General features: G+C 70.0%; 24 protein-coding genes. 12 read left to right on the top strand and 12 right to left on the bottom strand.

The genetic code is table 11. From position 1 onward, the window contains the following. Positions 1–58 precede the first annotated feature (58 nt). A complete protein-coding gene (locus tag OG252_RS03505) occupies positions 59–718 on the top strand; it encodes a hypothetical protein (RefSeq protein WP_329333601.1) in 660 nt (219 codons plus the stop codon). A gap of 228 nt (positions 719–946) precedes the next feature. On the opposite strand, the gene OG252_RS03510 is transcribed toward OG252_RS03505, so the two are convergent. The 3 genes from OG252_RS03510 to OG252_RS03520 all read right to left on the bottom strand — a co-directional run bounded on the left by OG252_RS03510 (position 947) and on the right by OG252_RS03520 (position 3,255). Continuing rightward, positions 947–1,489, bottom strand: a complete 543-nt coding sequence (locus tag OG252_RS03510) for an MOSC domain-containing protein (RefSeq protein ID WP_266451950.1) — start codon at positions 1,487–1,489, stop codon at positions 947–949. A gap of 200 nt (positions 1,490–1,689) precedes the next feature. Next, entirely contained in the window at positions 1,690–2,526 is an 837-nt protein-coding gene (locus OG252_RS03515; protein WP_329333604.1) for an NmrA family NAD(P)-binding protein, read from the bottom strand. Between the two features lie 354 nt (positions 2,527–2,880). Then, positions 2,881–3,255, bottom strand: coding sequence for a hypothetical protein (locus OG252_RS03520; RefSeq protein WP_329333606.1), 375 nt, complete (start codon positions 3,253–3,255; stop codon positions 2,881–2,883). Between the two features lie 100 nt (positions 3,256–3,355). Between OG252_RS03520 and sigJ the strand changes: the two genes are divergently transcribed. Further along, positions 3,356–4,294: an RNA polymerase sigma factor SigJ gene (gene sigJ / locus OG252_RS03525; protein ID WP_329333607.1), complete on the top strand. Its 939-nt coding sequence runs from the start codon at positions 3,356–3,358 to the stop codon at positions 4,292–4,294. Between the two features lie 104 nt (positions 4,295–4,398). On the opposite strand, the gene OG252_RS03530 is transcribed toward sigJ, so the two are convergent. The 4 genes from OG252_RS03530 to OG252_RS03545 all read right to left on the bottom strand — a co-directional run bounded on the left by OG252_RS03530 (position 4,399) and on the right by OG252_RS03545 (position 10,671). Further along, positions 4,399–7,413 (bottom strand): glycosyl hydrolase, encoded by a 3,015-nt coding sequence (locus OG252_RS03530; RefSeq protein ID WP_329333609.1) that lies wholly within the window; start codon positions 7,411–7,413, stop codon positions 4,399–4,401. 231 nt (positions 7,414–7,644) lie between these two features. Then, positions 7,645–9,000, bottom strand: coding sequence for an alpha/beta fold hydrolase (locus OG252_RS03535; RefSeq protein ID WP_329333611.1), 1,356 nt, complete (start codon positions 8,998–9,000; stop codon positions 7,645–7,647). Next, positions 8,997–9,776 carry a hypothetical protein gene (locus OG252_RS03540; RefSeq protein ID WP_329333613.1) on the bottom strand — a complete coding sequence of 260 codons (780 nt, stop codon included), beginning with the start codon at positions 9,774–9,776 and terminating at the stop codon, positions 8,997–8,999. Before OG252_RS03540 ends, OG252_RS03535 begins: the two co-directional genes overlap by 4 nt. Positions 9,777–9,897: 121 nt before the next feature. Beyond that, the gene (locus OG252_RS03545) at positions 9,898–10,671 is read right to left on the bottom strand and encodes a chitosanase (protein ID WP_329333615.1); all 774 of its coding nucleotides are present in this window, start codon (positions 10,669–10,671) and stop codon (positions 9,898–9,900) included. 634 nt (positions 10,672–11,305) lie between these two features. On the opposite strand from OG252_RS03545, the gene OG252_RS03550 reads away from it, so the two are divergent. The 10 genes from OG252_RS03550 (at position 11,306) to OG252_RS03595 (ending at position 21,178) form a co-directional block, all read left to right on the top strand. Next, the gene (locus tag OG252_RS03550) at positions 11,306–11,827 is read left to right on the top strand and encodes a hypothetical protein (RefSeq protein WP_266451942.1); all 522 of its coding nucleotides are present in this window, start codon (positions 11,306–11,308) and stop codon (positions 11,825–11,827) included. Positions 11,828–12,922: 1,095 nt separating this feature from the next. After that, positions 12,923–14,578: an FAD-dependent oxidoreductase gene (locus OG252_RS03555; protein ID WP_329333616.1), complete on the top strand. Its 1,656-nt coding sequence runs from the start codon at positions 12,923–12,925 to the stop codon at positions 14,576–14,578. 353 nt (positions 14,579–14,931) lie between these two features. Next, the gene (locus OG252_RS03560) at positions 14,932–15,465 is read left to right on the top strand and encodes a hypothetical protein (protein WP_329333618.1); all 534 of its coding nucleotides are present in this window, start codon (positions 14,932–14,934) and stop codon (positions 15,463–15,465) included. A gap of 382 nt (positions 15,466–15,847) precedes the next feature. Next, complete coding sequence (locus OG252_RS03565; RefSeq protein WP_329333620.1) at positions 15,848–17,005, top strand: SchA/CurD-like domain-containing protein; 1,158 nt, start codon at positions 15,848–15,850, stop codon at positions 17,003–17,005. Positions 17,006–17,071: 66 nt separating this feature from the next. Then, positions 17,072–17,533: a cupin domain-containing protein gene (locus OG252_RS03570; RefSeq protein WP_266451938.1), complete on the top strand. Its 462-nt coding sequence runs from the start codon at positions 17,072–17,074 to the stop codon at positions 17,531–17,533. After that, complete coding sequence (locus OG252_RS03575) at positions 17,530–18,798, top strand: beta-ketoacyl-[acyl-carrier-protein] synthase family protein (RefSeq protein ID WP_329333623.1); 1,269 nt, start codon at positions 17,530–17,532, stop codon at positions 18,796–18,798. The genes OG252_RS03570 and OG252_RS03575 overlap by 4 nt, the downstream gene beginning before the upstream one ends. Then, the gene (locus OG252_RS03580) at positions 18,795–20,045 is read left to right on the top strand and encodes a ketosynthase chain-length factor (protein WP_329333625.1); all 1,251 of its coding nucleotides are present in this window, start codon (positions 18,795–18,797) and stop codon (positions 20,043–20,045) included. The genes OG252_RS03575 and OG252_RS03580 overlap by 4 nt, the downstream gene beginning before the upstream one ends. A 42-nt stretch (positions 20,046–20,087) precedes the next feature. Further along, entirely contained in the window at positions 20,088–20,345 is a 258-nt protein-coding gene (locus OG252_RS03585) for an acyl carrier protein (protein WP_266451935.1), read from the top strand. 1 nt (position 20,346) lies between these two features. After that, a complete protein-coding gene (locus OG252_RS03590; protein ID WP_329333627.1) occupies positions 20,347–20,826 on the top strand; it encodes an SRPBCC family protein in 480 nt (159 codons plus the stop codon). A 19-nt stretch (positions 20,827–20,845) separates the two neighbouring features. Then, a complete protein-coding gene (locus OG252_RS03595; RefSeq protein WP_266451933.1) occupies positions 20,846–21,178 on the top strand; it encodes a TcmI family type II polyketide cyclase in 333 nt (110 codons plus the stop codon). 87 nt (positions 21,179–21,265) lie between these two features. Here OG252_RS03595 and OG252_RS03600 read toward each other — a convergent pair whose 3' ends face one another. The 5 genes from OG252_RS03600 to rpmG form a co-directional block, all read right to left on the bottom strand. Next, the gene (locus tag OG252_RS03600) at positions 21,266–22,294 is read right to left on the bottom strand and encodes a methyltransferase (RefSeq protein ID WP_329345070.1); all 1,029 of its coding nucleotides are present in this window, start codon (positions 22,292–22,294) and stop codon (positions 21,266–21,268) included. A 69-nt stretch (positions 22,295–22,363) separates the two neighbouring features. Beyond that, positions 22,364–23,425 (bottom strand): right-handed parallel beta-helix repeat-containing protein, encoded by a 1,062-nt coding sequence (locus tag OG252_RS03605; protein ID WP_266451932.1) that lies wholly within the window; start codon positions 23,423–23,425, stop codon positions 22,364–22,366. Between the two features lie 282 nt (positions 23,426–23,707). After that, positions 23,708–23,830, bottom strand: coding sequence for a type B 50S ribosomal protein L36 (gene ykgO, locus OG252_RS03610; protein WP_266451931.1), 123 nt, complete (start codon positions 23,828–23,830; stop codon positions 23,708–23,710). Between the two features lie 37 nt (positions 23,831–23,867). Beyond that, entirely contained in the window at positions 23,868–24,128 is a 261-nt protein-coding gene (locus tag OG252_RS03615) for a type B 50S ribosomal protein L31 (RefSeq protein ID WP_266451930.1), read from the bottom strand. Between the two features lie 42 nt (positions 24,129–24,170). Next, positions 24,171–24,335, bottom strand: a complete 165-nt coding sequence (gene rpmG / locus OG252_RS03620; RefSeq protein ID WP_266451929.1) for a 50S ribosomal protein L33 — start codon at positions 24,333–24,335, stop codon at positions 24,171–24,173. Between the last annotated feature and the right edge of the window lie 260 nt (positions 24,336–24,595).

The following is a 24,595-nucleotide window of genomic DNA, read 5'->3' on the forward strand; positions in this document are numbered from 1 at the left end:
CACACACATGGCAGGCTCTTCAACTACGGCCCTTGGCCGAGGAAAGGTTGTGCATCCCATGTCCGAGAACGCTTCCGCTACCGAACTGACATCGCAGTACACCGCTCAAGTCAGTGCCGACCTCGAACGCAACACCAAGGAGCAAGAACGCATCGGTGGGGAGATTGCCGCCCTGCAGGAGCAGTTGGCAGCCCTCCAGAGTGACCACAAGGTCCTCGTCAACATTCAGCGCGCGCTCGACACGGCGCCGGCTTCCGCCGAGCCCGTGGCCCCGTCGGACAGCGTCCCGGTGCCCGCCCCTCGCAAGAAGTCTGCCGCCAAGACCGGCCCGGGCACACGGACCCGGACGAAGAAGACCGCCGCCAAGTCCCGCCCCGCCGCGGCGGCCAAGCCGACCGCCAAGAAGCCGACCGCCGAGAAGCCGGCCGACACCGCCGAAGCCGCCAAGACCACGTCGCCGACGCTGGTCGAACTTGTCCGCCGCCACCTCGCCGAGCAGAGCGAACCGCGTTCGGCGGCGGAGATCGCCACGACCCTCGGCCAGACCCATCCCGACCGCAACATCAAGACGACCGTGGTGCGCACCACCGTCGAAGGGCTGGTCGCCCGCAACCAGGCACAGCGCTCCAAGCAAGGCGCCTCCGTCTACTACACCGCACCCGACGCGCAGGCGGCATCACCGCAGGCCGAGGAGCAGCCCGCACCAGTCGACGCCTGAGCTGACAACGCCGATCCGCGCAGGCGGTCGGTGATCCGCCCGGTCCCGGCCGCCACCGCGTCCCAACACCCCCGCCCCCGGCTCTCGCACAGCGTCCTGACCTTGGTGCGGGTCGGATCCAACTCGCACAGGGCCAGGGTGCGCATGCTTTCCTCAGCCGCCTCGCCGTCCGGGGGGGGTCGAGCATGCCCACCCACCAGTCGGAGCCCTTGGTCACAGCATGGGGCGTCAGACGCGCTCCAGGGGCCGATGCGGCCCGCTGGGAAGCTCCGTCTTGATCGGGTCGCCGGGGCGCACCGTGCCGCCTTCCTTCACGATGCTCATGATTCCGGCCTTGCGCACGATGTTGCCGGCTTCGTCACGGCCGACGACCTGTTTCAGGAGCCCGTCCTGGAAGTTGTCGATCTGCAGGCAGGGATTGCGCAGTCCGGTCACCTCGATGACTGCCTCGTCCCCGATGTGGAGAAGGGTGCCAACGGGCAGGCCGAGCAGATCAATGCCGCGGGTAGTGATGTTCTCGCCGAGCTCACCGGGTGCCACTGGGAATCCGTCGTCGCCGACCTCGGCGAAGAGCTCCTCATGGATGAGGTGGACCTGACGCAGGTTCGGCTGCGTGGGATCCTGCGCGACCCGCGAGCGGTGCTTGACCGTCACACCGGCGTGTACGTCGCCTTCAACACCGAGCCCGGCGAGCAGCGTGATGCTGTCCCGGTTCGGCTTGGTGAATGAGTACTCGCCGTTGCTGCTGACCGCCGTCACTATTGCGCTCATACCTCGCGACCCCCTCCTGACCAACACTGATCACCACGACCCTACTCCCGGATCTCCAAGCGCAGCAGCCGCCGTCAAGCGGGGATGGAAAGTCGCGCGCCCGTCCGAAAGGCCGATGCCCGCGAGGCCGATGTCCCGCGCGGCCGTCACCGCTGATGCGGATGCTTCCGCGTCCGTCCTCCACGTACAACGGCGCGGGGCTATGCCGTGAAGGCGTCCGCGTGCTCCGCAGCCCACCGGGCGAAAGTGCGGGCCGGGTGGCCGGTGACCTTCTCGACGGTGTCGACGACCGTACGGCCCACTTCCGGGGTGTTCCCGTACGCCTCGAGCAGGAAGCCGATGACGTCCTGAGGGTGGCCCGCCGCCCGCCATTGCGCGACGGCCTGCTCCTCGGTCAGCTCCACCAGGGCGATGTCCCGGCCGCGGGCGTCGGCGATGGTCGCCACCTTGTCGCCGACGGTCAACAGCTCGGGGCCGGTGATCACGTACTCCTGGCCCGCGTGGCCCTCCTCGGTGAGCGCGACCGCGGCGACGGCCCCGATGTCGCCCTCGTGGACCATGGCACTCAGTCGGGCCACGAACGGCTCGCGGACTTCGTCCAAGGCCACGATCTGGTCCGCCCACTCCAGGGCGTTGGCCATGAACTCGACCGGCATGAGCACGGTCCAGTCCACACCGTCGTCGGCCCGCACGGCGTCCTCCAGCAGGGTCGGCCCGCCACCGTGCAGCACGGTGACCCTGCGTACGCCGGCCGCGCGGGCCAGCTCCAGGATCCGCGGGCCGGTCTCCAGCGGGGCGAAGTAGGCCCCGCCGAAGGTGATCAGATGGAGGCCGGTGACGCCCTCCAGCGCCGGGATCAGACTGTCGGGTGCGGTCAGATCGCCCTGGACCACCTCGACACCGGCCGGGAGGTCTGCCGTGGCCGCATCCCGGGTGAGGGCGCGGACCGCGTGCCCGCGGGCGAGCAGTTCGGCGACGACCTGACGGCCGACGGTTCCGGTGGCGCCGGCGACAAGGATCTTCTGTGTCTGTGTCATGGCACGACCGTAGGGACCCTTGCGGTCAGCTTCTGTCCGCAAGGATCTATCAGGTTGTCGCCGACGTCTCGTACAGCCGAGGCGGTCAACTCGTAGTCAACTCGGGCAACTGCCCCGGCCGGCGGCCGCGCCGTCGAACTCGGCCCGCCCGCCAGCGGCTCGGACACAGGCCCCTGCGCGGTACGGGCATGGTCCGACTGCGCTCGTCGAAGCTCATCGCATACGGACGCTCGCCGAGCAGGGTGGTGAACGCCTGCACGGTCATTCTCAGGCAGGACGGGGCCGGGGACAGGGCCGGGGTCACGCCCGTGAGACGTACGAAGGAGTCGATCCCGGCCGGCCCCGTATCGAACCTCAGCGACGGGCCAGCGCCAGCAAGCTCAGACCGAACATCAAGACGCCCAGGGGGAGATGGACCGACGGGACGTGCGCGATGCCGAGCACCACCTGGGCCGAGGCGAGTACGAGGAAACCCGACGCGTGCCAGACAGGCCGGGGCGAGCCGCCGCCCGGCTTCCACGCCAGGACCGCCGCGAGCACGTACAGCATCGACGCCCCGTACATCACACGGGCTCCGACACTGTGCAGCACTTCTCCGTACGACGAGGTCAGCAGCAGTCCGGCAGAGACCGCCTGAAGGAAGATGGTCAGGGTCTGCAGGGCGATGGCGATCTGCAAGAACGAGGAGCTGCGCTGTGCGTTCGCCGTCGCCGTCGCCTGAGTAGTCATGCCACGGTCCCCTTTTCCGCCCTCGGGCAGCAGATCGAACAATCTCACCAGCCCGACGACGCGGGCCCGCGAAAGGTAAGGCGAGGGGGCGGCCGGAAGCATGGGGACTGTCGGGACCAGCGGAGATGGGATATCCGGCGAGCGACGCCAACTGATCAATGTCGCGTACCGGATGCTCGGTTCGGTGACCGAGGCCGAGGACGCCGTGCAGGACGCCTACACACGCTGGTACGGGCTGCCACGCAGCCGGCAGGAGGAGATCCTGTCCCCCGGTGCCTGGCTGACGACGGTGACCAGCCGTATCTGCCTGGACCTGCTCGGCTCGGCGCGGGCCCGCCGTGAACGCTATGTCGGCGCATGGCTGCCCGAGCCTCTGCCGGACCGCACCGAGTGGGACCACGCGGGCGGCGCCGGTCCCACCGGCCCTGCGGATCCCGCCGACCAGATCGTCCTGGACGAGTCGGTGGCCATGGCCTTCCTCGTCGTCCTGGAGTCGATGACGCCCGCCGAGCGGGTGGCGTTCGTCCTGCATGACGTCTTCCGGTACCCGTTCGCCGAGATCGCCGACGTACTCGACCGGACCCCGGCGGCCTGCAAGCAGTTGGCTGCCTCCGCCCGGCGGCGGGTGAACGTCGCACGCGCTCCGGTGACGGCGACCGGCCGGGCCGACGTGGTGAGGCACGTCAAAGAGGCGTGGGAGGCCAAGGACATCGCAACCCTCGTCGGTCTGCTCAACCCGGCCGCCGTGATGACCGCCGACGGCGGCGGCATGGTCGGCACCGTCCTGCGCCCGGTCGAGGGCGGCGCGCGTATCGCCCAGTACATGGTCGCCATTGCCGACAGGGCTCCGGGGCTCGAACTCCTGGAGCGGTCGGTCAACGGTGTGCCGGGCCTGGTGGCTCAGCGGTCCGGCGTCGTCATGACCGTAGCCTCGTTCGACGTCTCCGACGGGCGCGTCACCCGGATCTGGGCGGTCCGCAACCCGGAGAAGTTGCGGCTGTGGGCCGGGTCCGGTCTTCGCGAGAAGTCCGGCGAGTAACTCCGGCCGGTACTGCATGCGACGCAGCCGGTGTTTCACGATGTCCCGGAGCTGAGCTGGTCCCTGGAGGATGAGGCATCTTCACCCTCCAGGGACGAGAGCAGTCAGGGGCGCACCACGGCCTGGCCGTACGGCACCAGTCGCACCGGGCCCATGAGGCCGTACGCCTGGCGGGCGGCGGCGCCGAAGACCGTCGGCTGGGCGACCCGGAGACGGTTGATGAGCGGGGTCGCCACCTCGACCTCGATTTCGTTGTCGCCGTGCCGCAGATGTCCGCCCAGGTCCACGACCGGGTGGAGCCGGTCGGCGGGGGCCAGCCGGGTGCCGTTGACGGTGACCCGGAAGGTGTCACTGACCTGGCCCAGTTCGAGGTACGCCCCGTGGGATGAGGTCCAGTGGCGGGGCAGGACGACGGTGGTGCGGTAGCGGCCGATGCCTGCGGAGTCGGCCAGTTCGGGGATCTGGGACCAGGGCAGCAGGGTGTCGAGGGTGAGTGTGTGCCGGATGATGTCGGTGCTGGTCGCGTTGGCCCCGGGGTGCCAGTCCTCGACGTCGAGCCGCCAGCGGTCCGGTGTGACGGGGTCGGGCACCGCGGGCACGGTCGTGACCGCCGTGCGGCCGTCGGAGAACCGGGTGTTGTACGTACCCGCTGCCGCGGCGCGCACGGCCAGGCCGCGGTCGGTGAACAGCACCCGGTCGGCGTCGCCGGACACGGCGTGCGGGCGGCCGCCGTTGCGGTCTCCGAAGAGTCCGGGTCTGCCGAGCGCGATGACGGTGGCCTGGCCGGGGACGAGGGTGACGCGCACGGTGATCGTGTCGCCGTCCTCGGTGTAGCGGGCGATGCGAGTCGCCTCGCCGGTCCACAGGTCGAGCAGGTAGGGGACGGTGGTGCCCCGCCGGGTGCGGCGCAGGGTGACATCGTGGTCGATGGTCGCCACGGGCGGCTTGACGGTCTCGGCGTGCTTGCCGTTGCACAGGTAGTAGAAGTCGGTGTCGCCGCTGACACGGTGGTTGTTGAGGAGGGTGGAGGGTGTGGCGTAGCGGGCGTCGGGGGTGATGCCGAGGGTGGTGAGGGCGTCGCCGACGGCGGCCTTGTCCGTGACGGCGGTGACGTGTGGCAGGGCGAGGAGGCGGGCCAGTACCTCGCGCAGCGCGTCCGTCTCGTCCTGGTCGGGCACGCCCGGGGTGAGCGCCTGGTCGAAGGCACCGAGCAGGACCATCGGCAGTCCGGCCCGGGCCAGCCTCAGCAGCTTGCGGGCGTCGTCCAGGGCGAGCGTCGGGGTGGAGCCGTGGAAGAAGTCTCCCTCGACGAACAGGGCCTTGTAGGCGGGGCCGTCCGGGGCGAGGCGGCCACCAAGGACGTGGGCGCTGGGGAGGTCGAGGAGCGGTCCGCTGAGGAACTGGTGGGTCCAGCCGAGCGGCACGCCGGTCGCGGTGAACCAGGAGGCGCCGATGCCGGTGGCGGTGTAGCCGGTCTGCCGGAAGACGGCGACGTCGGCGCGCGGGGTGCCGGTCTGCAGGATGTGGTGCACGCGGCCGAGATAGCCGGCGATGTCCTCGATGTGCCGCCAGGTGGGCTGCCGGGGCCCCCAGGACTCGCCGTAACCGACCGCACCGTTGTAGGGGCTGAAGGCGGCGAAGCCGGGCCAACCCACCCCGGGGGCGGTGGCGTACGAGAAGCCGTGCACGACCGTCTGGTTGACGCCGGCCGCGTAGGCGCCGCCCATGGTACGCAGGAACCTGTCCCAGGTCGTGCTGTACGCGGAGCCGTTGTAGGCGCCAGATTCGCAGGACAGCACCGTGTGCCCGGCCATGTCCCGACCGCCGGCCAGGCAGCGGTAGTCGTCCAGGTTCTTGAAGCCGAGCGACTCCCCCTCGGCGATGTCGAGGATCGCTGCGGAGGCGATGGCGTCGGTCTGCAGGCCGTACGGCTGCGAGCGCAGCGACATGCCGAGGGAGTGCGCCCAGTTGCGCAGGGCGGTGACGTGGTGGGTGTTGAACAGGTGGGAGAGGGTCTCCCAGAAGTCGTGCCGGATCTGCCGGGTGAGCTGGGCCTCGAACGCGAAGACCTGGTTGCTGTTGTCGAGGACGAGGGCGGGCAGGTACGGCAGGAGGGAGCGGCCGGTGCGCTGTTCGAAGGCGTCGGGCAGGGCGGAGGTCCACACGAGGGAGTCGGTCTCGAGCTCGATGGAGTCCTCGAAGAAGGCGCCGCCCGCGGCCTTGAGCAGTCGCCGCATGGTGCCGGTCAGGACGGCGCGTTCCCAGTAGTCGGTGACGGCGGCGGTGCCGGCGGGGCTGAAGTGGTCGACGACGTGGGCTGCCGGGGAGGAGTGCGGGCCGGACTCGGGCTGCTGGCCGGAGCCGCGCTGCCAGTAGGAGATCAGCACCCAGTCGCCCTCCGCGGGAGCGGTCCAGGTCAGAGCGCCGTCGCGGACGGCGGTGGTGAGGTCTCGGACACTGGCGAGGTCGAGGCCGGTCTCCTTGCGGGTGGCGTTGGCGGGCTCGACGCGGGCGGCCTGGACGGCGAGCAGGCGGCGCCGGGTGGCTGCGGAGGCGGCCTCGTGCACGGGCTCGGGAACCGGTCCCCGGTAGGTGGCGCCGGCGGCCACGGAGGTGCGGCCGTAGGCGAGTTCCTGGGCGGCGGTGTCGTCGTCGGGGGTGACGCCGGGCACGGCGACGGGCCAGCTGGGGCCGAGGGTGAGGTCGATGGTCAGGCCACGTCGGGCAGCCTGACGCAGGGCTGCCTGGACGCCGTCGCGCCAGGGGGTGCTGCCCCAGCCGTGGTGAGCGGTGTCGAGGACGGACTTGTCCTTGATGCTGTGGTGGACGGCGGCGATCTCGGCTCCCCCGAAGCCGGCGTCGGCGATCTGGTCGATCTCACGGGCGATCTCTGCCGGGTCGACCAGACCGTCCGGCCACCACCAGCGGAACTTGGGACGCACGGACCGCGGTGAGGTGGCGAACCAGTGACCGGACAGATCCTGACGACCGGTCAGGAGGGCGGCACCGGCATCCGTAGAGCCGACTGCGGCGAACGCCGTGGCGGCGCCGGCGGCCAAGGAGGCCGTGAGCACCGTGCGCCGGGATATCCCGCCACGCTGCGGGATGGGCTTCTGCATGTGTCGCCCCAAGTGGTTGAATCGTTTCAATTCCCTGTAAACGCGGGAACGTTAAGCCCGGGATCCCCGAGCGGTCAAGATCGGCGCCGCAAAATCCCCTCCGTGCGCGATCGCACGGCTGACAAGACGCCGTGTGACCCGGCTCCGGACTCGTCCCCCTTCGCGGGAATCACCCGACCCGCCATCGGCGGGGCATCCCTGCGATGCCCCGCCGATGCCTGTCGTCACTCGTCACCGCAGTCCGGCGAGGAACGGTGCGAGGGTGTGGGTCAGGGTGTTGTGCCGCGCGGCGGCGAACAGCGGGTCCAGATGGTTCATCCCCTCGTCTGTCTCGTACCTCCCGTACGGGATACGGGAGTTGGCCACGACCTCGCGCGCCGACGACACGATCGTCCCCTGCGCGTAGCTCGTCTCGAAGACGTAGAGCGGTGTGTCCAGACTCCCGGTGTGCAGCAGCCGCAGCCCCAGTGAGCGGGCCAGGTCGGTGTCGGCGTAGGGATCGACGACGTCGAGGTCCACCGACAGCCGGGACGGCCAGTACCACTCCCACACGGCCGGCTCCGGGCCACCCGCGTACGCCGTCGCGACACGGCTGATGGGGGTGATGCCCGTGTCGACCCAGCCGCGCGGGTCGCCGCTGTCGGCGAGGTGCCCCGAGTGGACACTGATGTCGTTCGGCCAGCCGAATCCGGCGTCCACCAAGGTGCCCAGCAGACCGGCGTTGGTGACGGGATACGGCGGCCGCAGCGCGTCGGGCATCCGGGGCTGGAGGACCGAGCGGCCGTCCGGGTCGCGGTGTGCGTACCAGCCGGCGAGTTGGTACCAGATCTGTGTGCTCTCCGCCCGGCCGCCCAGCCCGATTCCGCTCAGGGTCATGTCGAAGACCGCCCCGCCTTCAATGCGGGCCAGCCGCTCCCGCACCTCCTCCGGAGAGTTGTACACCGGCTGTCCGGTCCCCTCGAACGCCCCGCGCACGCCACCGTCGACAAGTACGAGCGCGGTGAGGTCCCGGTACCCCGGGCGGCCGTCGAAGTCCCAGGCCGCGTACGCCATCGCGGTGGTGGCGCCCCAGGAGTGGCCGCCGAGCACCACCCGCCGCCGGCCGCCACCGGCCGCGGCCCGTACGACCGTGCGCAGGTCCTGCACGGTGCGGGCGAGGCCCCAGCGAGCGGCGAAGGCGGAGGCTGCGGGATCCTGAGTGCGGTAGTGGCCGTCCAGGTAGTACCCGACGGGGTCCCCGGTGGTGAACCCGGAGCGGTCGGCCAGGTTCTCCTCGCGTCGGTCGAACGCCCACACCTGCACACCGGGCACGGCCTGGACGAGATCACGGGCGAGCAGGCGGAAGTCGCCCGCCGCCCCGAACATCCCCGGAACCAGCACCACCACGGTGTGTGCCGTGTCCGGACCGACCTTGAGCACATGGACCTGGTCCGATCCCGCCGGACCGCCCCCGCCGGCCACCGCCAGCGGGACGTACGGCTCGCGCTCCCGCCCGGTGGCGACGGCCGGGACGGCCGGCAGGGACGTGAGGGCGAGCCCGCCTACGAGCCCGCCCAGCACCACCCTGCGAGGAAGTCCTCCGGTCATGAGGCGCACCCGCCGATCCGCTCGGTGCTCAGCGCCACGTCGTCCATGCGGACGTCGTACGCCGACGGCGTGGGGTCGGACTGGTACAACTGCCAGCCCAGCTTGAGTGTGTCGAAGGTCGGGAAGACGAAGTCGTCGGTCGTGCCGCCGTGTTCCTTCGTGGACACCGTCAACTCGGACTCCTCCACGCCGTCCAGATAGACGGTGACGCGATTGTCACTCGCGTCGAGGTGGAACTCGACGCACTGCCAGGTCGCGGCCGTGGCGGGAGCGGAGGTCTTCCAGGCGGTCCAGTCCCCCGTGGCACCCAGGTCGGAGCCGACTCCCCGGAAGTTGGTCTGTGAGGTGGGCACGTACTGACCGCCCAACGGGCGTACCAGCGTGGGGACATCGGAACCGGATGCCTCCGCGATGGTCCAGTGCGCCCAGTCCGGTGCCGTCGGGAAGTCGTTCACGCGTAGCCGCAACCGGGCCCAGAAACTGTTGCCGGGGGGCGCGAGGTCGGACAGGACCAGGAAGGCACGGCCGTTGCCTTCTGTGTGGAGCCGTAGTTCGCGGCCGTGGCCGGTGGTGCTGGGTTCGACGGTCAGTGAACCGTCGGCGGTGTCGGTGGTCCAGCCACGGCCCGCGGTCACGGGGCCGACGGGAAGGCGGTCGAAGTTCTCCCTGAAGAGGGTTGTGTGCGGGGTCGGTCTTGCGGAGGCGGTGGGGGGTATCGCGAGCAGCGCGGCCGATGCGGCGAGCAGCGCGGCGGCGATCTTCCTCGTGCGAGTCATGCGATCAGTCTGCAACATCCGTCACAGCGTTCACATGGCGCTCTCCTGTATCAGCGAAGGCCCAGTGCTGGTGTTGCCGAGCACCGGGCGCTCGCCTCTCTCGCTCATGTCCTGGTCTTCGTCAGCCGATGTGGTAACTGTCCCCGTACACCTTCCAGTCCAGGGGCGGGTTGAGGTCGAGGTTGCCCTGGCGCAGGAAGACGCGTTGCGCGGTGTCGACGCGGCTGGTGTCGCTGTGTGCCTCCTCCTGCTTCATCGCCCACACCCGTGCGTCGAGGAAGGCGTTGAGGAACGCGGTTTCGTTGCCGCCCCAGGCCGGCGGCTTCGCATGCTGCAGGGCACGCCGGCGGATGTTGCTGAAGCTGGTCCAGTCGCCGCCGTCGCCGTGCATGACGATGGCGTCGTAGTAGGCGAACTGGCCGAGTACACGCAGGCCGTCCGTCTGGCCCTGCCTGACGGCGGGGTTGAAGTAGACGCGGTCGCGTTCGTCGTTCTGCGCCTGCTCGAACGCCGTGTCCTGAGCCGCCCTGCGCCAGGCGTCGGTGAAGTGCGGGTCGAGGCCGTCGTGCGAGTCGGTGCCGTTGACGCGGCGCAGGGCCGGCAGGTACTCGGCGAGGACGTTGTCGGGCCTGCGGTCGCTGTAGAGCTCCACGAGGTCGAGCATGTCTCCGGTGCCGGAGCAGAAGCCGATGATGCCGGCGGTGTAGCCGCGGCCGTCTCCGATGTCCTCGATGTACCGGTACTGGGCCTTCCAGTCGAGCGTGGAGTTCTCCGCGCTCGACACCAGTTGCATGGCGATCTCCTTCTTCGCCGGGTCATCGAGGCCCGGTGCGGCCGCCGTCGCTGCAGCGACGGGCAGAGGGCCGAACACTGCGGCGGAGGTCAGCGCTCCCATCAGGGCAAGGGCAGTGCGACGCGAGGTGCGGGCGGCTGGAGCTGTTGTCTCAGGTTCCACGGAGACTCCAAGCAAGGGTGGGGGTGAGGAGTTGGTCCAGACCTGCCTCGTTAGGAAGGTTTCCTATCAGTGGGCGAGGCGATGGGTAACCCATCGGGCGAGAACTTTGTAGGATCAAATGAAGGTGCCCATGCCAGCAGCAATACCGCGATCGCGACCGGTACGCCTCAGGCGTTTTGTACTGACGGATTCGACGCGCGGTCGGGACAGGTCACCCTCGGCCGGGTCGCGCAAACGTTACGCCTCGTCATCTTCCTGGCGGTGACACCGGCCGGCGCCATAGTCGAGGCGTCGCGCCGTCTCCACCAGGGAAGCCAAGGGATCCCCCTGACTGGGGCGCACGCGCAGTGAAGCCCACACCTTCCGCCACTGATCCCGCCACGCTCGCCGACACCGGGCCCATGAGCCGCCCATCTTCATGATGTCGAAGGACTGGCCAGGATTCGGCGAACATCCGTTCCATCGGCGAACGTTCCGAAGCCAATCGCCACGGTGCGCCACCCCTTCCGCCACATAGAAATATCTACAAACATCAGCATGTCGGCACCGCGGACAGACAGATCCGGAGGAACGCATGCGATCAGCCACGCGTCAGGCCATGGAATGGCTCGCTGCAGCCTCGACCGACCCTCGCACCTGCAAGCGGCAGTGGCACGGAGACACCGGGGTCGCGGTTCTGGCCTGCGGGCGGTTCTGGGACGTGCTCAGCGTGCCGGAGGACCTGGGCATGCCGGCCCTTGACACCCTGTTGTGCATTCCGCAGCCGCCCGGTCCCGCGCTCGCGGACACCGCCGCCCGTCGGGTGGCCTTCTTTCTGCCGCCGGATCCCGAGGGCCGCTGGATCGGCTCGGGCATCCGGTACGCGGGCCAAGGAACGTGGCTCGCCGTGCCCGCCCCGCATCGGGCCGCAGGACGGCTGCGCTGGCTGGTCCCGCCCGACGGAACCGGGGCACTGTTCGTTCCGGCCGCCGTGGAACTGGCGCTTCAGGTGGCGCTGGGAAGGCTCACCGGGCAGTCCGGTACGAAGCGGCGCTGTCCGACGTGCGGAGCACCGACCGCAGGGGAACGCAACTGGACCGGTGACCGGCCGGGCTGACCTCAGGCAACCGCCGCCAAGGACGCTGCGGCACACGAGCTGACACACCGCCAAACGGCTGCTTCAGCGAGTCGTGACCAGTTCGGTCTCGCGCCCTGGAGGCAGTTCGCCGTCGCGTTCCCATCGGCCCGGACCACTCGGGATGTCCGGGTGCCACTGCAGCCTGGTCGTTGCGGCGCCGACGGAACCGGGCGAGGCCCCCTGCGAACCCCGGGTGTCCGGAACCGTCCGGCCGCTGGCCCGCCACTCCCTGACGAGAGCGGCGAAGATGGGCGGATCTCCCTGGGCCGTCCTGGCGAAGTCGCCGTGCGGCGCCTGTCTGCCGTCGTTCTCCCAGAGGAGACGCCCGGTGGTGACGTTGCAATCCATGCCGGTGCAACGCGACGGCGTGCGCGGGTGGTACGCCCTCGGACCGGCATGGCCCCATCGGGTGAGGCTGCTTCCTTCGTTCGGGGGCATGCGTTTATCGGACGAAATCGTTACCGAGACTCCCGGCGGGTCATGGGCGTACTGGGTGAGGAGCAGGGCGATGTCGTCCGTGCGGTCCGCCCTGTCGTACTCGTCCGGCTCGCGTCCCGGTCGGCGCCATACGCGCGCAGCCGGGCCGACGCCGTACCGGGCGCCCGGCCGTGGTGCGCAGGTGCCGCCGCTTCGCCTTCGACAGCCCCTGCCCGCCCGACTCGGCGGCCCGCACCACGGCCAGGTCCTCCAGGATCTCGTGACCCGCCATCACAGGCACGGAGGCCCGAGCCGAACGGGTAGGGCACGGCCACGGCCGTCTGGGCCAACGGGTGAGGCGAGGGCAGTAAGCACGTCTCTCGTCGGGCACGCGGAGGTGGTGGACTCCGACCAGTCTCGCTCGCGCCCCCATGTGCCGGGCTGATCGAGCGGCCCCTGGCACGGCTCCGCCCCGCGGGTCGAGCCGTGATCCGTTCGGATGTCGGGGGGAGATGGACCGCGGGCGTGGCCGCCGACTCGGCGAACCGGGCGGGTTAAGCGGGTGAAGCTTGAGCCCGCGTCTCCACCGCGGGGCATGCATGAAGCTCGCGGCCGTATCCGGCCGACTTGGCGGACACGACGCGCTGGAGGCGAGTGATGAACCAGAGAGCCGATCAAACCGACCACACGACGCACCGGGTCCCGGTCCTCATCGTCGGCGGTTCCCTCGTCGGCCTGTCGACCTCTCTCTTCCTTGGCCGGCTGGGGGTGCGGCACACGCTGGTGGAGCGCCACGCCGGAACGTCCATCCACCCCCGCGGCCGCGGCAACAACGTCCGCACGATGGAGCTGTTCCGGGCGGCCGGCGTCGAGCCGATGATCCGGCAGGCCGCCGCCACGCTGGCCGACAACCACGGGATCCTGCAGACACCCACCCTGGTCGGCGACGCGGGCGAGTGGCTCTTCCGTGAGATCGACCCGGGCGGCGGACTGGCCCGCTTCAGCCCCAGCTCATGGTGCCTGTGCAGCCAGAACGACCTGGAGCCGGTGCTGCTCGACCACGCCACGCGGCTCGGCGGCGACCTGCGGTACGCCACTGAACTACTGTCGTTCGACAGCGATCCCTCAGGTGTCACCGCGATGGTGAAGAGCCGTCAGACGGGCGAGCACACCGCCATCCGCGCGGACTACCTCGTCGCCGCCGACGGTCCCCGCAGCCCCGTCCGCGAGCAGCTCGGCATCGCCCAGAGCGGTCCTGGCGACCTGTTCAGCAACATCAGCATCACCTTCCGCTCCCGCCGCCTCCCCGAGGTCGTGGGCGACCGCCGTTTCATCGTCTGTTATCTGACCAACCCGGACGCCGACGGCGCGCTACTGCCCGTGGACAATCGTGAGAACTGGGTCTTCCACGCTCCCTGGCACCCCGAGAACGGCGAAACCCTTGAGGAGTTCACGGACGAGCGGTGTGTCGAGCACATCCGCCGCGCGGTCGGAGTCACCGACCTCGACGTACAGGTCACCGGCAAGGCTCCCTGGCACGCTGCCCAACGAGTTGCCCGGAGCTACCGCGCAGGACGCGTCTTCCTGGCCGGCGACTCGGCCCACGAGATGTCCCCCACCGGGGCCTTCGGCTCCAACACCGGTATCCAGGACGCGCACAACCTCGCGTGGAAGCTGGCCGCGGTGGTCGGCGGCTGGGCCGGGGAGGGACTCCTGGACACGTACGACGCCGAGCGCCGCCCGGTGGCGGAGGCGACCAGCGCCCGCGCCGCCGCACGGTCGGTCGAGCACAGTCATCCGGGCTTCGCCCCGCCTCCCGGAGCGGGCGGTGCCCCGCAGCGCGGCATCCTCAACGTGGCCCTCGGCTACCGCTATCCGCAGGGCGCCGTCGTCGGCGCCGACCCCACGGCTCCGGTCGTCCCGGAACGTCTCGACCTGTCCGGTGAACCCGGCAGCAGGGCACCCCACTTGTCGGTGCGGCACCGAGGCGAACAGATCTCCACTCTGGACCTGTACGAACGGTCATTCGTCCTGCTCAGCGACGCCGACGAACCGAATGGCTGGCACGAGGCCGCCCTCCGCCTCGCCGAAGAGATGTCCATCCCCCTGACGTCGTACCGCATGGGCGACGGACCCGATGCCGAGCTGACACCCGAGGGCGGTACGGACTGGTCGGCCGCCCACGGCACGACACCTGCAGGCGCCGTACTCGTCCGTCCCGACGGGTTCGTGGCTTGGCGATCGTCAGGACCGGTCCCGGATGCCGCGTCGGCACTGCGCCACGCTCTGACCACGCTCCTGGCAGCGGTCTGATTTCAGCCGACGGTCCCGGACCCCTCGCCGCGATGGGTCCGGGACCGAGGCATGTGGGCAGGGCCGGTCCTTGACCGCCAAGTCGGTGATGTCCACGGGCTCGCTGCGTCGGCTTGGCTGCCACGGCGCGACCGCGGACGGCGGCCTGTTGCACCGGAGTTGACGAGGCGGCAGATCCCGTCCGGGGCGCAACGGGGTCGGCGATGGATCGTCGGGGAGCTGGGGCGGTTCACCCGAGTGATCCCCTTGAGTGGTGGCGGGCGGGCCGCTGGCTGACGGTGGATCACGTCGGAGGCGGGTCACATCAGCTGACGAAGCACCAGCTGCCCGGCTGTCGACGGAAGGAACGTCAGATGCACTCTGCTCGCATGCTCCTGGCCACTGCGGCGGCTTCCACCGTCCTCGTTCTCGGCGCACCCGGCGCCTATGCGGCCGGGGACGACTGGGACCACGCGGACTCCTCCTACAGCAAGGAGCACGACAAGCAGCACGACAAGGAGTACGACAAGGAGTACGACAAGGACAGCAGCCACGACTCGCCGCGCGGTGGCATGCACACGGGTGGCGGTGCACTGACCGCGGTGAACGAGGACGACTGGGGCACCACGAAGGACCCCAAGCACGACCCGGAGACGTACAAGGAGAAGGACAGCGAGCAGGGCAAGGAGTCCGGTGGCGGGAAGCAGGACGAGGACTCATGGAGTGGGAAGCAGGACGGCGGCAGCTCCTGGAGCGGTGACCACGAGAAGCCCAGCGGCGGGATGCACACCGGAGGCGGCGCGTTGGCCGCTCCTGCCGTGACCGCGGGCGGGCTGGCCGTCCTGGCCGTCGCCGCGTCCGGTCTGTACGCGGCGCGCCGCAAGAAGACGGCGGGAAGTGTGGCCTGACCCATGCCGGATGCGATAGCCGCTGGGGCCGTCACGCGTGTGCCGCGTGGCGGCCCGGCCGGCTTTTCCGGTGCCGGCGGGCCGTGGGCCTGTTCGGCAGCCACGGGACGGCTCGAGCCGCGGCGGCCTTGGTCGCCGACCTCGGCGGCGATACGGCCAGGTGCAGCTCCGGCTCATCACCTGTGCGGGTGACTGCGACCGTAGGGCCAAGCCCTGCACGGACAGCCTGAGCAGCTGCCGGCTTTCGGGCCGGCCGGTCACCCGCGTAGTGCATACGAGTCGCGCGCCGCCGGGGGCGGACTCAGGATCGAGGCACGCCGACGTCACACCGAAGTGGCCGACGCTCGTCCGCCTCCGCCCCCACGAAGGAGATGTGCACAGGATGACCACCACGTCTGAACGTGTTTCGGAACCGCTGACGCGACAGCCGTCGCAGCGTGTCTCCCAGTCCGTGTTCGACGGCTCCAGGCTCCGTGTCGTCCTGCTGGTGGACGTCTACGACGGCGCCCAGCAGCAGTTCCTCGAGGCGTACGAGCAGCTCTGCAACCAGGTCGCGTCCGTCCCCGGGCATGTCAGCGACCAGCTGTGCCAGTCCATCGAGAATCCCTCCCAGTGGCTCATCACGAGTGAGTGGGAGAGCGCCCCGCCCTTCCTCACCTGGGTGAACAGCGAGGAACACGTGGAGATGGTGAAGCCGCTGCACAACTGCGTCCGGGACACCCGCTCGCTGCGCTTCCACATCGTCCGCGAGACCGGCGGCCCTGCCGTGGACGCCGAGACCGGCAAACGCCGTCTGCAGACCTCGCCCCGTATCGGTGACGGTCTGATCCGGCACGCGCTCACCTTCACGGTCAAGCCGGGCAGCGAGGAGAAGGTCGCCAGGATCCTCGCCGAGTACGCCGCGCCGGAGCCGAAGGTCGACGACTCCACCCGGCTGTGCCGCACCTCCCTGTTCATGCACGGCAACCGGGTGGTCCGGGCCGTCGAGGTGCGGGGCGACCTGCTCGCCGCGCTGCGGCACGTCGCCCGGCAGCCCGAGGTGCGGGCCGTCGAGGAGGCCATCAACCCCTATCTGGAGCAGGACCGGGACCTCGACGACCCCGACTCCGCCCGGGTCTTCTTCACCCGCGCGGCGCTGCCCGCCGTACACCATGTGACGGCGGGCCAGGAGAGCCCGGACGCTGTGCGGCACGCGTTGTACTACCCGGCCCGCGAAGGCTGCGGTCTGCGGCTGGCGGAGTTGCTCGCCCGGCAGGACGAGGCGGCGGCGGACGATCCGAACGGGCCGGTGCTGCGCAGCACGATTTTCCAGCGCGACGACGTCGTGGTGCGGCTGGTCGACGTGCGCGGCGGGGTCGACACCGAACCCGGCCCCGTGCTCGGTCTCGCGGACCGCGGTCAGGCGGCCGAGCTGACGGAACTCCTCGACGGCGAAGCCCTCGGGGCGGACGCCTCGGCGCTGAGGGACGGCACCCCCGCTCGCCTCCTCACGGTCTCCCATATGGAACTCGTCACCGACCGCCGCGCGCCGGACGCCTGAATCCCAGCGCCCGGACCCGTGACGGCCAAGCCCCATGTCGATGCAGCACATGTTCGGAGGAACGTCGTGATCAAACGCCATCCCGGAATCGTGGATGTCAGCGAGGTCGAGCCCAACACTCGGCGCGGTGGCGATCTGCGCGCCATGCTCACCCCCACCACGGTGGGCTCCACCAGCGGTTTCATGGGCGTGGCCATCGTGCAGCCCGGCGACCGCATCGCTGAGCACTACCACCCGTACTCCGAGGAGTTCATCTACGTCGTCTGCGGGCAGCTCGAGGTGGACCTGGACGGCGAGCCCCACCCGCTGCAGCCCGAGCAGGGGCTCATGATCCCCGCCCACATGCGGCACCGCTTCCGCAACGTCGGCAATGTGGAGGCCCGCATGGTCTTCCACCTCGGCCCGCTGGCTCCCAGCCCGCCGCTCGGCCACGTCGACACCGAGGACGCCGACGGCGTACCGATCGCGGTGGAGGCGGCCCATGCGGGCGGGGGCGGAACGGCCGAGCGACGTCAGGTGCATTCATGACGAGGCGCGTGGCGGTCACCGGCATAGGCATCGTCGCCCCGGGCGGTATCGGAGCACCGGCGTTCTGGGATCTCCTGGCCAACGGTCGCACGGCGACGCGGGGCATCACGTTCTTCGACCCGACCGGACTGCGGTCTCGGATCGCCGCCGAGTGCGACTTCGACGCGGCGGCCCACGGGCTGGACGCGGAGCAGGTCGCACGGTGCGACCGGTACATCCAGTTCGCCCTGGTCGCCGGGGAGGAGGCGATACGGGACTCCGGTCTCGACCTCGCCGTGGAGAACCCCTGGCGGGTCGGGATCTCCCTCGGCACCGCGGTCGGCGGAACCACCCGGCTGGAGCACGACTACGTGCTGGTCAGCGACCGTGGGCAGCACTGGGACGTGGACCATCGGCAGGCCGGCCCGCACCTGCAGCGGGCGTTCTCGCCCAGCACCCTCGCCTCGACGGTGGCGGAGCGGTTCGAGGCACGCGGGCCGGTGCAGACCGTCTCCACCGGCTGCACCTCGGGGCTCGACGCGGTCGGATACGCCTTCCACACGATCGAGGAGGGCAGGGCCGACGTCTGCATAGCCGGCGCCTCGGACTCGCCGATCTCACCGATCACCATGGCCTGCTTCGACGCGATCAAGGCCACGTCGCCGAGCAACGACGACCCCGCCCACGCATCCCGCCCCTTCGACGCCGACCGCAACGGCTTCGTCATGGGTGAGGGCGGTGCGGTACTCGTCCTGGAGGAGCTGGAACACGCCCTGACCCGCGGCGCGCACGTGTACTGCGAGATCAGCGGCTATGCCACCTTCGGCAACGCCTACCACATGACCGGGTTGACCAGCGAGGGCCTGGAGATGGCCCGGGCCATCGAGGACGTCCTCGACCAGGCCCGGCTCGACCCCACAGCGATCGACTACGTCAACGCGCACGGGTCGGGCACCCAGCAGAACGACCGGCACGAGACGGCCGCGGTCAAGCGAGTCCTGGGCGCGCACGCCTATGACACGCCCATGAGCTCCATCAAATCCATGGTGGGCCACTCCCTCGGCGCGATCGGGGCGATCGAACTCGTCGCCTGTGCACTGGCCCTGACTCACCAGGTCGTCCCGCCCACCGCGAACTACGAGACCCCAGACCCCGAGTGCGACCTGGACTACGTGCCGCGCGTCGCTCGCGAGCGACGGCTGAACAGCGTGCTCTCCGTGGGCAGCGGGTTCGGCGGCTTCCAGTCCGCGGTGATCCTGACTCTGCCGAGGGAGAACACACGATGAGCGAACCGCATCCTCGGCGCGCGGCCGTCACCGGAATCGGCGTGGTCGCGCCCAACGGAACCAGCACCGAGACCTTCTGGAAGTCCACCCGGGAGGGCATCAGCGTCCTGGACCGGATCACCCGGGAAGGGTGCGAGCACCTGCCGCTGCGGGTGGCCGGCGAGATCCGGGGCTTCGACCCGCCGTCGGCGATCGAGGAACGCTTCCTCGTCCAGACCGACCGGTTCACGCACTTCGCGATGGCCGCGGCCGACCTCGCCCTCGACGACGCCCGCCTCCCCCGGTCCGACACCGACGCCTCGCCGTTCTCCGTGGGCGTGGTCACCGCGGCCGGTTCCGGCGGCGGCGAGTTCGGGCAGCGGGAACTGCAGCAGCTGTGGGACAAGGGCAGTCGCTTCGTCGGGCCGTACCAGTCCATCGCCTGGTTCTACGCGGCGAGCACCGGCCAGATCTCCATCCGCCGCGGCTTCAAGGGCCCCTGCGGGGTGGTCGCCTCCGACGAGGCCGGCGGTCTGGACGCCCTGGCGCATGCGGCGCGGGCCGTGCGGCGCGGCACCGACGTGATGGTGGCCGGCGCGACCGAGGCGCCACTGGCCCCCTACTCGGTGGTCTGCCAGCTCGGCTACGAGGAGTTGAGCACCGTCGAGGACCCGGATCGCGCCTATCGCCCGTTCACCCCCGCGGCCTGCGGATTCGTGCCCGCCGAAGGCGGCGCCATGCTCGTCGTGGAAGCCGAGACCTCGGCCCGAGAACGGGGAGCGCGCGTGCGGGCCACCCTGGCGGGACACACGGCCACGTTCACCGGTGCCTCCCGCTGGAAGCAGTCCCGGGAGGGACTGGCCGAGGCCATCCGGGGCGCCCTGCGCGAGGCCGACTGCGCCCCCGAGGAGATCGACGTGGTCTTCGCCGACGCCCTCGGCGTACCGGAGGCGGACCGTGCCGAAGCGCTGGCCATCGCGGACGCCCTGGGCCCGCACGGCACCCGCGTCCCCGTCACCGCGCCGAAGACCGCCATCGGCCGGGGCTACGGCGCGGCGCCCGTGCTCGACGTCGCCGCGGCGGTGCTCGCGATGGAGCACGGCGTGATCCCACCCACCCCCAACGTCTTCGACGTCTGCCACGACCTCGACCTCGTCACCACCCGCGCCCGTGCCGCCGAGCTGCACACGGCGCTGGTCCTCAGCCGAGGGCTCATGGGGTCGAACTCGGCGCTGGTGCTGCGGCGCGGCGCCACCGACGCCTCGTAGCGAGGCATCCCCAGCACCCATCACGAAGCAAGGAGAAACCGCATGAGTGACCGAATCACCGTGGAAGAGCTGTCCGAGCTCATGAAGAAGGCCGCCGGAGTCACCGTCGCCCCGCAGGAACTCGAGCAGCGGTCCGACTCCGGCTTCGACGCCCTCGGCATCGACTCGCTCGGTCTGCTGGGCATCGTGGGCGAGCTGGAGAACCGGTACGGCACGCCGATGCCTCCCGACGCGGAGAAGAGCAAGAGTCCCCGGCAGTTCCTCGAACTCGTCAACGGCGCACTTCTGGCAGGAGCGTGACATGACCGGACACACGCAGAACGAGATCACCATCGCCGCACCGGTCGACCTGGTCTGGGACATGACCAACGACGTCGAGAGCTGGCCGCAGCTGTTCAGCGAGTACGCCTCCGTCGAGATCATGTCCCGGGAGGGGAACAGGGTCACCTTCCGGCTGACCATGCACCCCGACGAGAACGGCAAGGTGTGGAGCTGGGTCTCGGAGCGGGAGACGGACCGCGACGCGCTCAGCGTGCGGGCTCGCCGCATCGAGACCGGGCCCTTCGCCTACATGAACATCGTGTGGCAGTACGAGAAGGTGCCCGAGGGCACCCGGATGGTCTGGACCCAGGACTTTGCGATGAAGCCGGACGCACCGGTCGACGACGCCTGGATGACGGACAACATCAACCGGAACTCCAAGACCCAGATGGCCCTGATCCGGGACCGTATCGAGCAGGCCGCCATGGAGCGTCGGGCCGTGCCGACGCTGTCCGACTGAGCCGGACGGAGAACAGACGATGCACCAAACCCTGATCGTCGCCCGTATGGCCCCGGGGTCGGCCCTGGACATCGCCAAGGTGTTCGAGGAGTCCGACCGGGGAGAACTGCCGCACCTGGTGGGAGTCGCCCGGCGCAGCCTCTTCCAGTTCGACGACGTGTACCTGCACCTCATCGAGTCCGAGCGGGACCCCGGACCCGCCATCGCGAAGGCGGCCGGGCACCCCGAGTTCCGGGACGTCAGTGAGCGGCTGTCGGCGTACGTCACCGCGTACGACCCGGCGACCTGGCGTTCGCCGAAGGACGCGATGGCGCACTGCTTCTACCGCTGGGAGCGGGACGCCACCTCCTGAACCACCCATGGAATCGCCGGTCGCCGGGCACACGAGGATCTCGTGCCCGGCGACCGGCGGTCTACGGGATCTTTCCGGGGGACGTGGTCACCCGGGGACGGTGCAGTCGAACGCGTGCAGGTAGGGGTTGACCGGGCGGACGTCGTCGATGACCAGGCCCGCGTCCGTCAGCCTGCCGACCATGCTCTCGGTGGTGTGCTTGGCCCCTCCGACATTGAGGAGCAGCAGCAGGTCCATGGCGGTGCTGAACCGCATCGAGGGCGTGTCGTCGACGAGGTTCTCGATGACCACCACCCGTGCTCCGGGTCCACCCGCCTCGATGACGTTGCGCAAGGTGCGGGTGGTGCTGTCGTCGTCCCACTCCAGGATGTTCTTGATGATGTACACATCAGCCTGGACCGGGATGGCCGCGCGGCAGTCACCGGGCACGATGCGCATCCGGTCCGCGAGAGCGCCTCCCGCGCGCAGCCGTGGATCGGCCTTGTCCACCACGCGCGGCAGGTCGAGCAGGGTGCCGTGGAGCGACGGGTACTTCTCCAACAGGCTCGCCACCACATGCCCCTGACCGCCCCCGATGTCCGCGACGGACTTGCTCCCCGACAGATCGAGGAACTGTGCGACATCCCGCGCCGACTGCACGCTGGACGTCGTCATGGCGCGGTTGAAGACGTCGGCCGATTCCGGGGCGTCCTCGTTGAGGTACTGGAAGAACTCCTTGCCGTACAGGTCCTCCACGACGTTGCGGCCGGTGCGCACCGCCTCGTCCAGCATCGGCCACGCGTCCCAGGTCCACGGCTCTGTGCACCACAGCGTGATGTCGCGCAGGCTGTTCGGGTCGTCCTCGCGCAGCAGCCGGGACATGTCGGTGTGCGTGAACGTCCCGTCCTGCTGCTCGGCGAAGATGCCGTAGCAGGACAGGGCCCGCAACAGCCGTCGCAGCGGCTTGGGTTCGGTCTTCACCACCGCCGCGAGGTCCTCCGCGGCCAGCGGGCTGTCACCGAGGGCATCGGCGACCCCCAGCCGGGCGGCCGCGCGCAGGGCGGCGGCACATGCCGCCCCGAACACGAGCTCCCTGAGCCGCATGGACGGCGGTGGGGCGGCCTGCGCAGTTTGCATGGCCTGTGTGGTCTCTGCGGTCGTCATGTGCCGCCTTCCTTCTTCGAGTTCATGAGCGACCACGGCCGGTCAGCACAGTCCGGCGGGCTTGGACGCCCCGCAGGAGTTGCCTTCGAAGGTGTTGCTCTTGCTGGTGTCCGCGTTGACGAGGTCCGCCGGGGCGTTGCCGCTCAGCTGGTTGCCGGTGATCCGGTTCCGCTCGCCGGGGGTCCCCACGAAGCTCTTGACCAGGACGATGCCGCCCGACATCGAGGACTTACCGGCGTTGTCCGTGACCCGGTTCCCCGTCACCAGGGTGTCCTCGGTGCCGGTCAGGACGATGCCGGAGCCCTGCAGGGCCTCCAGCCGATCGGTCTTCGGGCAGGACTTGTTGTTCCGCTCGACGAGGTTGTCGCGCACGGTCAGGGCGCCGGCCCTCGGCTTGTTCTCGTCGCCCACGACGAAGACACCCGCGCAGTTTCCGGTCATGAGGTTGTCCGCGACGGTGAGGTTCCGCAGGCGCCGGACGGTGATGCCGATCCGGTTGCCCTCCAGGCGGTTGCGTGCGACCACCGTTCCTTCGGTGTCCGCGGCGCCTTCCTCGGCCTTGATGGCGTTGGCGAGGAACAGGCCGGCGTCGCCGTTGTCCCGGGCGATGTTCTTCCGGAACACACCGCGGACCGAACGCTCCTGGGCGATGCCCCAGACGCCGTTCTTCACCGCGGTCACGTTCCGCACGGTCAGCCCGTCGGTCGCCAGGGCGAACACTCCGGACTTGGCGAAGCCGGTCACGGTCAGGGAAGCGACGGTGACGCCCTCGACGGTGCGGTCCTTCGTCCCGACCACGCAGATGCCGTTGCCGTCCTCGGCACAGCGGTTGGTGGCCTTCTTCGTGCCCGGTGCGATGACAGTGCTGCGGCCCATGCCGCGCAGGGTGAGACCGGACGTACTCACCCGGACGCTCTCGCGGTACGTGCCGGGGGTCAGGAGAACGGTGTCTCCCGATTCGGCGGCGTCCACCACTTTCTGGATCGACTCCCCCGGAAAGACCACGTGGGTCCTATGGTCGGCAACAACCGGCGGGGCGGCCCCAAGCCCCGTCCCGATCAGCGCTGCGGTACACGCCAGGAAGGCGATATGGCATTTCGTCATATTCCGCACGGTATGACCTGAAGGTTCGTAAACAGGTCGGATAGTCCATCCGGTGGCGTGTCATGCGCGTGACGTCGACGCAGGCAGCGTGATCCGATACGACCACCGCGGCACCGGCCGCGCACCAGCGCACTCGGTCGAGCACTGGCGGCTGTTGGGCAGCGATCAGCTTTCCTTCGACGCCGAGTGTGAAGCGCCGCTCAGGTGACCGGCGAAGCCGGGCAACTGCGCGTCCGGCTGGCCCTGCGCGCAGGGCCAGCCGGACGGCTCAACGGGGCGCCGTCAGCCCTGGCGGGCCTTGAAGCGCGGGTCCTTCTTGTTGATGACGAAGACCACGCCCCGGCGGCGGACCACCTGGGCCCCCGGTTTGGACTTCAGTGAGCGCAGGGACTTGCGCACCTTCATGGGTCTGCTCTCCTCTTACTCTCGCGACAGCCCGTGGTCAGTGCTGGGCCGCGGCCGGGCGGCCGTAGCGGCGCTCGAAGCGCTCCACCCGGCCGGCGGTGTCCACGACCCGCGAGGCACCGGTGTAGAACGGATGGCTCGCCGAAGAGATCTCGACGTCGATGAGCGGGTAGCTGTTGCCGTCCTCCCACTCGATCGTCCGAGCCGAGCTCGCCGTGGAGCGGGTCAGGAATGTGGCGTCCGCGGCACGGTCGCGGAAGACGACCGGCCGGGAGTCGGGATGGATACCAGGCCTCATGGGGTTTCCTTCCTTGTGGTCACCTGCTGGCAGAGGTGGGGTTCAGCGTTGCTCCCGGAAGGGGACGTGCTGCCCGGCTACCGGGTCGTATTTGCGCAGCACGAGCCGGTCGGGGTCGTTGCCGCGGTTCTTGCGCGTCACGTAGGTGACGCCGGTCCCGGCCGTCGACCTCAGCGTGACGACGGGACGCGCGGTGTTGCGTGCCATGAGGTCCTCCTTTCGCCCACACCACCGATATTGATCGGTGCATGTCAGCTTCGAGTCATGTAACAACGACTCCCGCCGCCTCATTCCCGACCAGGCGGAGCGCCCCCTGCCGCACGGCGTCTCCCGCGTGTGGTGCACGAGGCAGCTGACGACGCAGCCCTGCTCCGGCAGGGGATCGACCGCGCGGATCCCTTGCAGCCAGAGGGAGTTGGCACGCCGTATGCTCCGTCGCGGGTCGTGGTTCGCCGCCAGTCACCGCG

The sequence above is a fragment of the Streptomyces sp. NBC_01352 genome (assembly GCF_036237295.1).
GTDB classification, from domain to species: domain Bacteria; phylum Actinomycetota; class Actinomycetes; order Streptomycetales; family Streptomycetaceae; genus Streptomyces; species Streptomyces plumbiresistens.

Bases quoted from the DNA above. Each gene is read 5' to 3' on its own strand.
- OG252_RS03505 (WP_329333601.1), top strand. From the start codon at position 59: ATGTCCGAGAACGCTTCCGCTACCGAACTGACATCGCAGTACACCGCT.
- OG252_RS03510 (WP_266451950.1), bottom strand. From the start codon at position 1,489: ATGAGCGCAATAGTGACGGCGGTCAGCAGCAACGGCGAGTACTCATTC.
- OG252_RS03515 (WP_329333604.1), bottom strand. From the start codon at position 2,526: ATGACACAGACACAGAAGATCCTTGTCGCCGGCGCCACCGGAACCGTC.
- OG252_RS03520 (WP_329333606.1), bottom strand. From the start codon at position 3,255: ATGACTACTCAGGCGACGGCGACGGCGAACGCACAGCGCAGCTCCTCG.
- sigJ (WP_329333607.1), top strand. From the start codon at position 3,356: ATGGGGACTGTCGGGACCAGCGGAGATGGGATATCCGGCGAGCGACGC.
- OG252_RS03530 (WP_329333609.1), bottom strand. From the start codon at position 7,413: ATGCAGAAGCCCATCCCGCAGCGTGGCGGGATATCCCGGCGCACGGTG.
- OG252_RS03535 (WP_329333611.1), bottom strand. From the start codon at position 9,000: ATGACCGGAGGACTTCCTCGCAGGGTGGTGCTGGGCGGGCTCGTAGGC.
- OG252_RS03540 (WP_329333613.1), bottom strand. From the start codon at position 9,776: ATGACTCGCACGAGGAAGATCGCCGCCGCGCTGCTCGCCGCATCGGCC.
- OG252_RS03545 (WP_329333615.1), bottom strand. From the start codon at position 10,671: ATGGGAGCGCTGACCTCCGCCGCAGTGTTCGGCCCTCTGCCCGTCGCT.
- OG252_RS03550 (WP_266451942.1), top strand. From the start codon at position 11,306: ATGCGATCAGCCACGCGTCAGGCCATGGAATGGCTCGCTGCAGCCTCG.
- OG252_RS03555 (WP_329333616.1), top strand. From the start codon at position 12,923: ATGAACCAGAGAGCCGATCAAACCGACCACACGACGCACCGGGTCCCG.
- OG252_RS03560 (WP_329333618.1), top strand. From the start codon at position 14,932: ATGCACTCTGCTCGCATGCTCCTGGCCACTGCGGCGGCTTCCACCGTC.
- OG252_RS03565 (WP_329333620.1), top strand. From the start codon at position 15,848: ATGACCACCACGTCTGAACGTGTTTCGGAACCGCTGACGCGACAGCCG.
- OG252_RS03575 (WP_329333623.1), top strand. From the start codon at position 17,530: ATGACGAGGCGCGTGGCGGTCACCGGCATAGGCATCGTCGCCCCGGGC.
- OG252_RS03580 (WP_329333625.1), top strand. From the start codon at position 18,795: ATGAGCGAACCGCATCCTCGGCGCGCGGCCGTCACCGGAATCGGCGTG.
- OG252_RS03585 (WP_266451935.1), top strand. From the start codon at position 20,088: ATGAGTGACCGAATCACCGTGGAAGAGCTGTCCGAGCTCATGAAGAAG.
- OG252_RS03590 (WP_329333627.1), top strand. From the start codon at position 20,347: ATGACCGGACACACGCAGAACGAGATCACCATCGCCGCACCGGTCGAC.
- OG252_RS03595 (WP_266451933.1), top strand. From the start codon at position 20,846: ATGCACCAAACCCTGATCGTCGCCCGTATGGCCCCGGGGTCGGCCCTG.
- OG252_RS03600 (WP_329345070.1), bottom strand. From the start codon at position 22,294: ATGCAAACTGCGCAGGCCGCCCCACCGCCGTCCATGCGGCTCAGGGAG.
- OG252_RS03605 (WP_266451932.1), bottom strand. From the start codon at position 23,425: ATGACGAAATGCCATATCGCCTTCCTGGCGTGTACCGCAGCGCTGATC.
- ykgO (WP_266451931.1), bottom strand. From the start codon at position 23,830: ATGAAGGTGCGCAAGTCCCTGCGCTCACTGAAGTCCAAACCGGGGGCC.
- OG252_RS03615 (WP_266451930.1), bottom strand. From the start codon at position 24,128: ATGAGGCCTGGTATCCATCCCGACTCCCGGCCGGTCGTCTTCCGCGAC.
- rpmG (WP_266451929.1), bottom strand. From the start codon at position 24,335: ATGGCACGCAACACCGCGCGTCCCGTCGTCACGCTGAGGTCGACGGCC.